The 11,929-nt window shown below is 45.7% G+C and carries 9 protein-coding genes and 1 pseudogene; 3 read left to right on the top strand and 7 right to left on the bottom strand.

The window, feature by feature from the left end; translation table 11 throughout:
* Nucleotides 1-88: 88 nt before the first annotated feature.
* Nucleotides 89-1,168: pseudogene (locus QUA34_RS20785) on the top strand (ISAs1 family transposase).
* A gap of 244 nt (nucleotides 1,169-1,412) precedes the next feature.
* Here QUA34_RS20785 and QUA34_RS20780 read toward each other — a convergent pair.
* The 5 genes from QUA34_RS20780 to QUA34_RS20760 form a co-directional block, all read right to left on the bottom strand.
* Entirely contained in the window at nucleotides 1,413-1,565 is a 153-nt protein-coding gene (locus tag QUA34_RS20780; protein WP_333389104.1) for a hypothetical protein, read from the bottom strand.
* A 35-nt stretch (nucleotides 1,566-1,600) separates the two neighbouring features.
* Complete coding sequence (locus QUA34_RS20775) at nucleotides 1,601-1,774, bottom strand: CHASE3 domain-containing protein (RefSeq protein WP_333389102.1); 174 nt, start codon at nucleotides 1,772-1,774, stop codon at nucleotides 1,601-1,603.
* Between the two features lie 777 nt (nucleotides 1,775-2,551).
* Nucleotides 2,552-3,760 carry a 4-hydroxy-3-methylbut-2-enyl diphosphate reductase gene (locus QUA34_RS20770; protein WP_333389101.1) on the bottom strand — a complete coding sequence of 403 codons (1,209 nt, stop codon included), beginning with the start codon at nucleotides 3,758-3,760 and terminating at the stop codon, nucleotides 2,552-2,554.
* Nucleotides 3,761-3,998: 238 nt separating this feature from the next.
* The gene (locus QUA34_RS20765) at nucleotides 3,999-5,432 is read right to left on the bottom strand and encodes an ammonium transporter (RefSeq protein WP_333389100.1); all 1,434 of its coding nucleotides are present in this window, start codon (nucleotides 5,430-5,432) and stop codon (nucleotides 3,999-4,001) included.
* A gap of 463 nt (nucleotides 5,433-5,895) precedes the next feature.
* The gene (locus QUA34_RS20760; RefSeq protein WP_333389099.1) at nucleotides 5,896-6,813 is read right to left on the bottom strand and encodes an SGNH/GDSL hydrolase family protein; all 918 of its coding nucleotides are present in this window, start codon (nucleotides 6,811-6,813) and stop codon (nucleotides 5,896-5,898) included.
* Nucleotides 6,814-7,095: 282 nt separating this feature from the next.
* Between QUA34_RS20760 and QUA34_RS20755 the strand changes: the two genes are divergently transcribed.
* On the top strand, nucleotides 7,096-7,698 hold the full coding sequence (locus QUA34_RS20755; RefSeq protein WP_333389098.1) for an IS607 family transposase: 603 nt from the start codon (nucleotides 7,096-7,098) through the stop codon (nucleotides 7,696-7,698).
* A 415-nt stretch (nucleotides 7,699-8,113) separates the two neighbouring features.
* Here QUA34_RS20755 and QUA34_RS20750 read toward each other — a convergent pair whose 3' ends face one another.
* Nucleotides 8,114-9,715, bottom strand: a complete 1,602-nt coding sequence (locus QUA34_RS20750) for an ammonium transporter (protein ID WP_333389097.1) — start codon at nucleotides 9,713-9,715, stop codon at nucleotides 8,114-8,116.
* Between the two features lie 83 nt (nucleotides 9,716-9,798).
* Nucleotides 9,799-10,320 carry a 5-(carboxyamino)imidazole ribonucleotide mutase gene (gene purE / locus QUA34_RS20745; protein ID WP_333081709.1) on the bottom strand — a complete coding sequence of 174 codons (522 nt, stop codon included), beginning with the start codon at nucleotides 10,318-10,320 and terminating at the stop codon, nucleotides 9,799-9,801.
* Between the two features lie 227 nt (nucleotides 10,321-10,547).
* On the opposite strand from purE, the gene nagA reads away from it, so the two are divergent.
* On the top strand, nucleotides 10,548-11,777 hold the full coding sequence (gene nagA / locus QUA34_RS20740; protein ID WP_333389096.1) for an N-acetylglucosamine-6-phosphate deacetylase: 1,230 nt from the start codon (nucleotides 10,548-10,550) through the stop codon (nucleotides 11,775-11,777).
* Nucleotides 11,778-11,929 lie beyond the last annotated feature (152 nt).

The following is an 11,929-nucleotide window of genomic DNA, read 5'->3' as shown; positions in this document are numbered from 1 at the left end:
TATATTTAACTCACCTTGAATATATCGATCGCTCCTGCTAGTGGTCTGCGATCAATTATTCAGCAAACCCTAATTAGGGTTTACCTGTATGGAACTCAAACCTAAAATCACCATCGCCGACCATTTTACCGACTTAGAATCTCCAAGAATTGAGCGAATGAAACATCATCAATTAATTGATATTATCACCCTCTCAATTTGTGCCGTGATTTGTAGTGCTGATACATGGGTGGATATTGAAGTTACGGGCGACCTAAATACGAATGGTTAAATAAAATTTTAGAATCGCCGAATGGCATACCTTCACATGACACAATTGCGCGAGGATTGTTTCGCCTAAAACCGGAGCAATTTCAGAAATATTTTTTGAGTTAGATTTAATGTATTAGTTGCTTCAATCCAGGAGAAGTAATCGCAATTGATGGCAAAACTCTTCGCCATTCTTACGATCGGGGAGGAGATAAAAAAGCAATTCATATGCTCAGAGCTGGGGCGACCAGTCAAAGATTAGTTTTAGGACAAGTTAAGGTTGATAAAAAGTCTAATGAAATCACAGCTATTCCGGCTTTACTCAAAATATTAGAATTAAATGAAAGCATTGTCACTATTGATGCTATGGACTGTAAAAGGTCAATTGTGAAGTCAATTGTCGAACAAGAAGGAGATTATGTAATCACCTTAAAAAAGAACCAACTCTCCCTGTATGCCAGAGTAGAAGAGTTGTTTAAAGAATCAATTAGACAAGGATTTTTGGGATGTACACATACAGATTGTTCGACGAATAAAGAGAGTAACCAGGGTCGCTCAGACATCCGACATTACAACCATGTTAAGTGACATCAAAGAGCTGATTGACCCGACAATCAATGGGACAAACTTCACAGTATAGGCTTGATAGAATCCGTGATAATTGTGAAGGGAAAACAACTATTGAAGCTCGTTATTACATTAATACTTTACCAAATAATGCTCAAAAACGGGGTGAATCAGTCCGCCGCCATTGGGGAATTAAAAATTATTTACATTGGTATTAGATGTGGGTTCCCGTGAAGATGATTGTCGGAGAATAAAAGATAATGCTCCGCAAAAATTTGCTATTATTAAACACATCTCACTCAATCTTTTGAATCAAGAAAAAATTTCAAAAACTAGAGCAAAAAATAAGTGACTTGGAGCCGGGTGGGATGATGACTATTTGACTAAAGTCCTCGCTGTTGCAGTTAACTAAATTCTCTCTCTCTAACTCATTACTAACTATTATACAACTTGTAAAGAGTGGTTGTAATATTTTTATTCTCTCAAAATTAGCAGAAACGTAAAAACCACCATCAATCAGTTACTGTTTTCTTACTAAAGTCATTACAAAGCGTGTCTGTAGGTTCTAAGAATGGTGAATTTATCTCAAAATATACTCACCACTGATAAACAGTGTTCAATAAGATGCGTTCCCCTGCTTCAAGTTCGGCTAATTTAGAGTCGATCGCAATTTTCAAGTCGCGAATGGGCTGTTCCTGCCGGTTGTTGTCGGCGGTTAGCTGCTGAAATCCAACTACTTGTTGGTTGATGCGGGCGATCGCGCTGTGATACGGTTTAAATAACTTTATTTTCCTGTCACTAAATAACCGCGCTGTCCGGTTTCAGCATTTTTTAAGGTGGAAAGCGTGGTTTCGAGTTCGGTTAAAACTTTGTGAGTGTGGCTCACCCACCGTTCGTTTTCGACTAACTTAAGAGTATTGCGGTAGAAAGTTGCCGCATTTAAAATTAGCAGCGCCACGGCCATTCCGATACCTGCGGTGATTTGGCGAGTCAGCGATTGTTTCAGGAAATACTCGGCACGCGAGTCCTGCTTTTTCTTTTATTTTAGCTGGATTAAGACTACCCGAATTTTTGGCGCGGTCAGAGACGGCGACTAAAGCCTATAAATTTTAGGCTCAAATGTGCGATAGATCTTATTTCTAGTTTAGCCTCGCTCCTACTCGCATCCCCCTTAAGTCGGAGATGGCATAAATCGCTCTCTTGCGTTTCGTGATGCACGCAGACACCAGACAATCTAGGATAGCCTACAAAGCTTAATTCGCCTTTTTTTGCATCGATTTTTGTATCGTTCGTGTTCCTTGGGCAGTTTCAAATTGCGGCGCAAAGAAAAGAGTTTTTACCTATTGACTCAAGTTGATTTTTGGTGTATATTTTAGATAATGGTAGTGGTGACACAAATTTAAATCTTGCCAGTATTCCCATTATTAAATAATACATTATCAAAATAGCGAAGTCAAGCTTTTTACCCTCAAAAAAAGGCGAATTTTAAATATTTTATTTAAAAAATAATCTTTTGGAGGCAGGGAGAAATTCACAGAGGGGATGACGCGGGTGAATAGTATCAGAAATCAGAAATGCGAGCGAGCGGGTAATTGGGGAGAATTAAGGGGTTGAAATTAGTTTAACATCGGAATGATATCTTTTTGCGAGCGAGACGCTCGATCGCACTCGCAAAGAGAGACTGGCCCTGCACTGAGAAAAATATGCTTCCGAGTGCAGTGCCAAAATAATATAATTAGACCATCGCCGCCACTGCTTTCATCGCGAAAATGCGATTGATCGCATCTTCAACAACCTTATCCGGCGTAGAAGCACCCGAAGTCACGCCGACTACAATTTTACCATCCGGTAGCCAACCTTCAGTTACGATCAAATCTCCCCCCAAAGGCTTGTGTTCGATCCGATTTCCCGGTAAAATGCGCTCCGCACAATCAATGTGATAAGAAGGAACAGTTTTGTCGATCGCAATTTCCTGCAAATGCGTAGTATTAGAAGAATTAAAACCCCCAATCACCAGCATCAAATCCAGCTTTTCCTCAACCAAACTCAACATAGCATCTTGCCGTTCCTGAGTCGCATCGCAGATAGTATTAAAACTCAGAAAATGCTCGCTCAAATTCTCCGGCCCGAACTTCCGCATCATCGTTTTTTCAAACAACTTGCCAATATTCTCCGTCTCAGTTTTGAGCATAGTAGTTTGGTTAGCAATACCAACGCTTTCCAAATCCACATCTGGGTCAAAACCAGCAGAATAAGCCTTGCTAAATTTAGCAAGAAACTCAGCGCGATCGCCCCCCTGCAAGATATAATTGCTGACATATTCAGCTTCTTGCCAATTCAGGACAATCAAATACTTATCAGCAAAAGAACTCGTCGCTACAGTTTCCTCATGCTTATACTGACCGTGAATAATCGAAGTGTAATCCTTTTTTTTGTGCTTTTCAACAGTATTCCAAACCTTAGAAACCCAAGGACAAGTAGTATCAACAATCTTGCAGCCCTTATCATTAAGCAACTGCATTTCTTGGACACTGGCTCCAAAAGCAGGTAAAATTACCACATCGCCACTATCGACAACAGAAAAATCTTTCTGCCCTTTTTCAACAGCAATAAAACCAACTTCCATATCCCGCAAATGCTGATTGACAGACGGATTATGAATAATCTCATTAGTAATCCAAATCCGTTCCGAAGGGAAATGCTGGCGAGTCTCGTAAGCAATAGCTACAGCGCGTTCCACCCCCCAGCAAAACCCAAAAGCCTGAGCCAGCCGGATCGTAACTGCGCCGCGTTCCAGTCTGTAATTATTGTCACGAATTTGCTGGATCAGACTGCTTTGATAAGCCGTCTGCATCACCCCAGCTACCTCAGCTTCGTGTCCGAAACCCTTGCGGTGGTAGTTTTCCGACTGTTGGAGCGATCGTTTAAAAGCTTTAGTATCCATGCGGTATCGAGTAGAAATCTAGGTTAATTACCTTTGATTTTAGAATGCCGGGGGTGCGATCGCGATTATTGGCTCAGTAGCGAAGAGGGGATATGCTATTTATACGATCGACACATTGAATTGAGAGCCAAGAAAGAAGGAACGCGCCTTCGCGGTTCGTTAAAAAAAAACTTAAAAAAAGCCGAGAGACCCAGATAGCTGAGTCTCTGCACGATCGAACTTATTCACAAAATCAGCTTCAAACCTTCTTCGGCGAAAAAGGAGAACTCGATTCAAACGAACTGAAACCGCCGGCAAAATCCTCACCGTAAGCTTCTTCCCCGTGCTCGCCGATATCCAAACCTTGGTCTTCAGCAGATGACGGCACTCGCAGTTCCATAAACTGCCCCAAAATTTTCAGGATCACAAAAGTGCCCACAGCCGCAAACACGTAAGTAACTACAACGCCTATAAACTGGGTCACGATTAGCCCCGGATTCCCCGCAAACAGCCCGTCATTGCCGGCAGCATTAACCGCTTTAGTCGCAAACACGCCAGTCAGAATCGCGCCTATAGTTCCGCCGACGCCGTGAATCGGGAAGGTATCCAAAGAGTCGTCAAATCCCAGCTTAGCCCGGAAACTAACGGCAAAGAAGCAGCAAACCGAAGTGATCGATCCGATCAAAAGCGCCCCCACTGGAAGTACGAATCCAGCCGCAGGTGTGATGCCCACCAATCCCGCGAGGAAACCGCTAGCAATTCCCACTGCTGTCGGTTTGCCTCTAAGCACCCATTCCACAATTGTCCAAGTTAAACCGCCGGCTGCTGCAGAAATCATGGTGGTGACAAAAGCCACTGTTGCTAAAGAACCAGCTCCCAAAGCGCTACCGCCGTTGAAGCCAAACCAGCCGAACCACAGCATCCCAATTCCCAGCAAGACGTAGGGTACGTTGTGAGGGGTGTGGGGCTTGTTCAAGTGGTCTTTGCGGGGCCCGATCATCCAAGCTGCGACAACCGCAGAAACACCGGAACTAATGTGTACCACTGTGCCGCCGGCAAAGTCCAGAGATCCGATCGCCTGCAGCCAGCCTCTACCCCAAACCCAGTGGGCTAAAGGAGAGTAGATGAAGGTAGACCACAGCAGTACGAACCAGAAATAGGTTTTAAATGTTACCCGTTCGACGATCGCCCCTGAAATCAAGGCTGGAGTGATGATGGCGAACATCATCTGGTAAACCATGAAGACTTGGTGGGGTATTGTCGGTGCATAGCCGATCGGATCTGGTGCTTCCGCCGTGACGTTGTTCAAGAACATCCAGTCGAAGCCGCCGATGAAGCTTTCGATCCCCTTACCAAAGCCTTCGGACGCTGGAGTGGAAACGTCAAAGGCTAAACTGTAGCCCCACAACGTCCAGGTGACGCCGATCACTCCCATCATGACTAAGCTCATCATCATGGTGTTGAGGACGTTGCGCGATCGCACCAATCCTCCGTAGAAAAACGCCAGCCCCGGTGTCATCAGCAATACCAGTGCTGATGACACCAACATCCAGGCCGTATCGCCGCTGTTGATCGGATTCGGCACCACTGCTGCTGCAGTACCAGCAGCATCTTGAGCTAAGGCATTGTCCGTTAGCGGTACGCTTAACAGCCACAGCGCGATGATGCCGATCGTTAAACTTTTTTTGATCACGTTAGTTGTACCTTCTCATACTCAGCAATTTTCAGGGAAGACCGAGCCGATTTTAGATGCGAGGATTTTAGATGCAATAGTTATTTGGTTTTAAGTCCGTGTTTTAGCGGAACAAATCTTCAATAGATAATTCCCCAATCCTCAACCCCCCGACTTCGTATAGCCGGACTCATCTAAATTCGTCAACTATCAATCTAATGGTCTATGCCTTTTGGATTGCACCATTTGTACCAACAGTTATTCTGTATCACCCTATACTAAATAGCTAACTATCATGTTTCTTAATCTATCAGTGGATACTTGACATAGCCAGTGATCGCAGAGTAATCGGAGAGGGGGAGTTGAGGAGAGGGCGGGAGTGTTGAGTTGGGGAGAGTCGGAGGAGGAGAGGGGGAGAGTTAGGGAGAATGTTACTTTATCCTTTATCTTTCTAACTAAGGACTAATTACTAATAACTCATGACTCATGACTCATTTTTCAACTGCATCTGATCGAACAGTTGCAGGGCCGATCGCCAAACCAGATAACCTTGATCGTTAAGGTGCAAGCCGTCTGTGCTGAGTTCAGTTGGCAAATTGCCGTCAGCATCCGCAAACAGCGGGTACAAATCCAGATACAAAACATTTTCCGAACTAGCAATTTCTTTCAGCCGTCGATTTATTGCCCTAATCCGACTGTTAGGAATCGCCAACAGCCGATCGCGATTTTCCCAAGTAGCTTGTTCCCCGCTGTGGGGCAAAATCGACTGCACAACCACTTGTGCTTTGGGGTGAGCCCACCGCAAATCGCGAATAATCTGCCGCTGGTTGTCCAAAATCCCTTCGTCGGTGCTTCCCCGTAACAAATCGTTAATCCCAATCATCACAAACACAGTATCCGGGGCAGTTCTATCGAACAACTGCAACCGCTTCAGCAAACCCAGGGAAGTCTCCCCCGAAATCCCTTGATTCAGCCAAATTCGATCGACTGGTAACAGCTTAGTCGGGAACCACATACTTAGAGAATCCCCAGCCAAAACACTCAGTCTTGAGGGTCGATTCGCCGCCACCGCCTCAGCTTCGCGACCCAACTGCGTCACCCACTGCTGGTAAGTCCATTTATGTCGCGGTCCTGGAACGGGCACGTCTAGCACTGCCTTTGCAGAGATCACCGGTTGGCCCATTTGTTCCTGGGCCGCTTCTGCCGTCACCGCATCATTCGCCTGGAAGCTTTCTGTCAAGTTGTGTCCCCGCAGCAGTAGTTGAGCGACTGTAAGTATCAGTACCCCGTTCGTCACCAAAGATAGCAAAGCCCAAACCGGAACAGCTTTCGATCGGCTAACTTCCATCCCTAAGAGGGATTTATGAGTTCTACTTCTGCTACCTCCTCCAAACTTCTCCATAAACTCAAGCTATTTGCAGGCCTCACACCGAATAATTTGCACTGATTGCTGCATCAAATTTTACCGCTCAATTAAAGCCTCAATTCTTGTAATAATCAAGCACTGTGCTGTGTTGGGCAAGGGCGGCGATGCAGAACTTTGCTTTTTCGCACTACTTTACCATAAAAAATCTGCCTACCAAACTTTCTGGCACCAGAATCGGATTTGTCAAAGCCGCTGCAGTGCACAAAAATATATCTAAAACTTACCGAAATTACCCATTTCTGATGCTAAAATCCAAAAATGAAAAAATTAACCATAACTGAAGCAGCCAAAATTAAAGGTGTGAGTGCTTCCACGTTACGCAGGTGGGAAGCCGAAGGCAAGCTAATACCGGAACGCACCGCTAACGGTCACAGACGCTATGACCTAGCTCATCTTCTGGGCTTAAAACGCGAGGGCGCTTTAACCGTTGCTTACGCTCGGGTTAGCAGTCACAACCAAAAAGATGATTTAGACAGACAAAAACAAGTTTTGGAATTGTTTTGTGCATCTCAGGGGTGGCAATTCCAAATCATTGAGGATATAGGTTCTGGGGTTAATTACAGTAAGGGGGGTTTACAACATCTAATTCGGGCGATCGCAGACAATCAAGTAGAAAGGTTGGTATTAACTCACAAAGACAGACTGCTGAGATTTGGTTCTGAACTAATTTTTAATTTGTGCGAACACTTTGGGACAGAGGTAGTGATTATAAATCAAACCGAAAATACTAGCTGTGACGAGGATTTAGCTAAAGATATATTAGAAATAATCACTGTTGTCTCCGCCCGCCTGAATGGCAGCGGGAATCCCAAGAACAAGCGCATCGTTGAAGAACTTAAAGCAATTGCCGGTAAACTATAATCAATACACCAGCTTGCAAAGTTCGTTAGTTACAGATTCTCAATTACCAATTACCGACGCACATCTCATGCAATCGGAAACTACTATATGTAAGGCTTTGCATAATAGCGGCATGATTTTGATTTTTTTGTCAGATGGGATATGGTAGCCCAAAGGCGTGTATTTTCACAGCAAGCGGGACACCCCACCATAATCATCCTCAAATTGTGCAACGTCATATGTCAGCCATTAAAGGTCAACTAAAAATAAAATTATGCCCGCGTTCGCATCGAAGATTGAAACGCGAGCACAACGATAGACAGCCATAACTTAGCAGTTATTTCAGATTGTGGTTTTTCTGAATAAAGGCGTGAATTAGCTGATAAATAGCTAATCTAGGACACGAAAGCTGAATTGGTCGAGATCTTCGCACGCTCTACAGTTTGGTAGTCTTGCCTCCAGAACCCCCACCATAACCGCCGTAGCTGCTCTCACTTCTGTTATCCAAGCTGGTTTCCTTCACAAACCCGGTGTAAGCTTCCATCCCGTGTTCGCCGATATCCAAACCTTCAGCCTCCTCTAAAGCAGAAACGCGGATACCCAGCAAAGCTTTGAGTGCCATCCAAAAAATCGTAGTCAGCAGCACGGTCATCCCGCCTACAGAAATAATGCCGACCAACTGCGCCCATAGTTGACCGAAACCTCCGCCCACAAGCAATCCGGCTGCGGGGCCTGTGGTATAAAGTCCAGTTGTAGGCCCGTCAGCAAATAAGCCAACTGCCAGAGTTCCCCAGATGCCGCAGACTAAGTGAACTGAAGTTGCGCCTACAGGGTCGTCAATTTTCAAGTTGTCGAAGAAAGTTACTGCGAAGACTACCATGATACCGGCGATCGTGCCTATAATGGCAGAGTTGGGTATGTTGATCCAAGCGCAGCTAGCTGTTACCCCGACTAAGCCGGCGAGGATGCCGTTGATAATCATCGAAAGGTCGGGTTTGCCAAGGTACAGCCAAGCAGTAATGGTGGCAGCAGCTCCCCCGAAGGCACCGGCGGTGTTGGTGGTGAGCGCAATGTGGGCGATCGCATTTGGATCGACTGCCATTGTCGAACCGGGATTGAACCCGAACCAACCCAACCACAGAATCAAACAGCCCAGGGTGGCAATGCTCATATTGTGCCCCGGCATCGCCACAGTATCGCCGTCGCGGTACTTGCCGATCCGCGGCCCCAAAAATGCCGCTCCCATCAAAGCAGCCCAACCGCCTACCGAGTGAATCACTGTCGAACCCGCAAAATCGTAGAAGCCTGCGTCTGCCAGCCAGCCGCCGCCCCAAATCCAGTGTCCGGTAATTGGGTAAGCAATTCCTACTAGCAGCAAGCTGAAAATTAAGAATTCCAGGAATTTAATTCGCTCTGCAACGGCTCCAGAAACGATCGTGGCAGCAGTTCCCGCAAAAACTAATTGGAAAAAGAATTTAGCGTTAAGAGGCACTCCCGTCCAGTTAAGCGAGTCGAAAATGCCTTGATAAGCGTCTCCTGTGGCGGGGCTGTTGTCGGCTACATTCCACAGAAAAAATCCGCCGCTGCTGCCGATAAAACCGTTGCCGTCGCTGAACATTAACGCAAAGCCGATCGCCCAAAATGCGATCGTAGAAAGCGCAAAAACAATCAAGTTTTTGGACAACACGTTAACGGCATTTTTCTGACGACAAAAACCGGTTTCCAACATACAGAAACCCGCGTTCATAAAGAACACTAGCATCGCCGCCACCATGACCCACATGGTATCCATGCCCACCTTAAGGCTTGCTAATTGTTCCTCGGTGGTTGGCGTGGCAGGGGTTTGGGCTACCGCCGCATATCCCCACACCAAGACGATGATTGCAGCTAAAGGTATGCAGGCTTGCCAACTTGGAGTGAGGCGGGCGATCGCCCGTGGTAACTTCTTCAACCTGTTGACTTTCGTAAAAAATTTAGCTGCTGGCAAATTTAAAGCCTCCCGCCTGACTTGTTTCGACTTTTTCTTTCCGACAGTCATTTTAATCACTTTTACCCTCTTTACGGCTAGTAAGCTCAGCAATATTCGGAAAACTTTCCAATCTTACTACAAAAGTTTATGGATTATTTGTTGAGATTGAGATAGTTATGATAGCCTAGCTCTTCTAGTTGATTTTGTTTTTTCAGTACAGATTCGGACAAAGTTTTGCGGTAATGCAAAACTCGCTCTAGCAATTCTGGCTGATGAGCTGCCAGTATCTGAACTGCCAGCAAGCCAGCATTCTTAGCGTTGCCGATCCCCACTGTTGCTACGGGTATCCCGGCTGGCATTTGCACGATCGAGTACAGCGAATCTACCCCTTGCAGGTGGCGGCTAGGTACAGGCACCCCAATTACGGGCAAGGGGGTTAAAGATGCTACCATACCCGGAAGGTGCGCCGCTCCCCCTGCTCCTGCGATAATGACTTTCAAGCCTCGTTGGTGCGCGGTTTGGGCGTATTCCACCATGCGCTCAGGGGTGCGGTGCGCCGAGACGATCGCCACGGAGCAAGCAACACTGAATTCTTCGCAAACTGCGATCGCATCTTTCATTGTTGGCAAATCCGAATCGCTACCCATGATAATTCCAACTGTCGCTTGATTCATAAAATTTTCAGATTTGAGATTTCAGATAAATGCTAATTTTAAATGATTGCGTTAACTCAAATTTAGATATTTTGTACCAAAACTGACCCTTCAAAGCAATTTTGCCACAAGCCCCCGTCTGAGCAGCCATGGAGCCAGCAAAAAGCAAAAAGCTCCCCATCCTCATCGCCAGCCACCGGATTTATCCGTAGCGAATATTAAATCTAAAATCTAAAATCTAAAATCGGATGACTGAAGCCACAACCCCAACTGCCACACCCACAGATATTCTCAATGCTCGCCTCCCCGGTTGCAAGGATTTGCAGATGCTTGCTGTTGACGAAAGGGGAATCATTCAAGAAGTTTTGCCGATGGACGCCATATTTAAACGGATTTGTCCTCCCCATTTGCACGTGCTTGATGTAGCAGGCGATTGGCTTTCTCTGGGCGGTGTTGACTTGCAGATTAACGGGGCCCTCGGTTTTGCTTTTCCCGATTTAGAAAGCAAGCATATTGAAATTTTGCCGAAAATTTGTCAATTTTTGTGGAATCAGGGAGTGGATGCTTTTTTGCCGACTTTGGTGACAACTTCGGTGGATAAGTTTAGGCGATCGCTCTCGACTATAGCTGATTATATCCGCACTGTACAAACTACTGTTGCCACAACCAATAAAGCCAAAACAGCGGAAATTATCGGCGTTCACCTCGAAGGCCCTTTTCTCAACCCCCAGAAGCGAGGCGCTCACCCAGTTGAGTTTTTGCTACCGCTAACTATAGAAAATGTCAAGCAAGTTTTAGGAGATTGTGCCGATATTGTCAAAATAATTACTTTAGCGCCGGAGTTAGACAGCACTGGTGAAGTCATTTCCTATTTGCAAAGTTTGGGAATTTCCGTCAGTCTTGGACACTCCCAAGCGACGGCAGAGCAAGCTCAACAAGCATTTGAGCGGGGAGCTTCAATGGTAACTCACGCTTTTAATGCGATGCCGAGTTTGCACCACCGAGAACCGGGTTTGTTGGGAGCGGCGATTGTTTATCCGGGCGTAAAATGCGGTTTAATTGCTGACGGGAAGCACGTTTCTCCGACAATGATTGATTTTTTGCTACGCGCTGGTAGGTATCAAAAAGGCGTTTTTTTAGTGAGCGATGCTTTGGCTCCCCTGGGCTTGCCTGACGGTGTTTATCCTTGGGATTCCCGACAAATTGAAGTCAGAAAAGGTACAGCTTGGGTAAGATTAGATTATCACTCGGCCCTGGAATGTGCTACTTTGGCAGGTACTACTCTGCCGCTGTTGGCGGGAGTGCAGAATTTGGTGGAGTGGGGAATTTGCGATGCCGAAAGTGCGATCGCCTTGGCAACTGAATCTCCGAGAAGGGCGATCGGAATTTCGGGAATTATTGGCAAATCGGCAAGTCAATTGTTGCGCTGGAATTTAAATGCTGCGACAAAGCAATTGACTTGGCATCGGTTATTTTAACCTGTTATACCATTTTAAATTAAAGAATTTCAGAAGTGGGAATGTGCGAACTGGTATTACCCGATCGATTTGAGATTTTAGATGTGCCGTTTTAATCTAAAATCTCAAATCGCCAATCTAAAATCGGTTGTTGCAAGTTGCACATTTTCCGA

It is taken from the genome of Microcoleus sp. POL10_C6 (genome assembly GCF_036701585.1).
Lineage (GTDB): Bacteria > Cyanobacteriota > Cyanobacteriia > Cyanobacteriales > Microcoleaceae > Microcoleus.
This window is presented reverse-complemented; position numbering and strand designations above follow the sequence as displayed.

What these genes read in the sequence shown, in the direction of transcription:
- QUA34_RS20770 (WP_333389101.1), bottom strand. Translation starts at nt 3,760, where the DNA reads ATGGATACTAAAGCTTTTAAACGATCGCTCCAACAGTCGGAAAACTAC.
- QUA34_RS20760 (WP_333389099.1), bottom strand. Translation starts at nt 6,813, where the DNA reads ATGGAGAAGTTTGGAGGAGGTAGCAGAAGTAGAACTCATAAATCCCTC.
- QUA34_RS20755 (WP_333389098.1), top strand. Translation starts at nt 7,096, where the DNA reads ATGAAAAAATTAACCATAACTGAAGCAGCCAAAATTAAAGGTGTGAGT.
- QUA34_RS20750 (WP_333389097.1), bottom strand. Translation starts at nt 9,715, where the DNA reads ATGACTGTCGGAAAGAAAAAGTCGAAACAAGTCAGGCGGGAGGCTTTA.
- purE (WP_333081709.1), bottom strand. Translation starts at nt 10,320, where the DNA reads ATGAATCAAGCGACAGTTGGAATTATCATGGGTAGCGATTCGGATTTG.
- nagA (WP_333389096.1), top strand. Translation starts at nt 10,548, where the DNA reads ATGACTGAAGCCACAACCCCAACTGCCACACCCACAGATATTCTCAAT.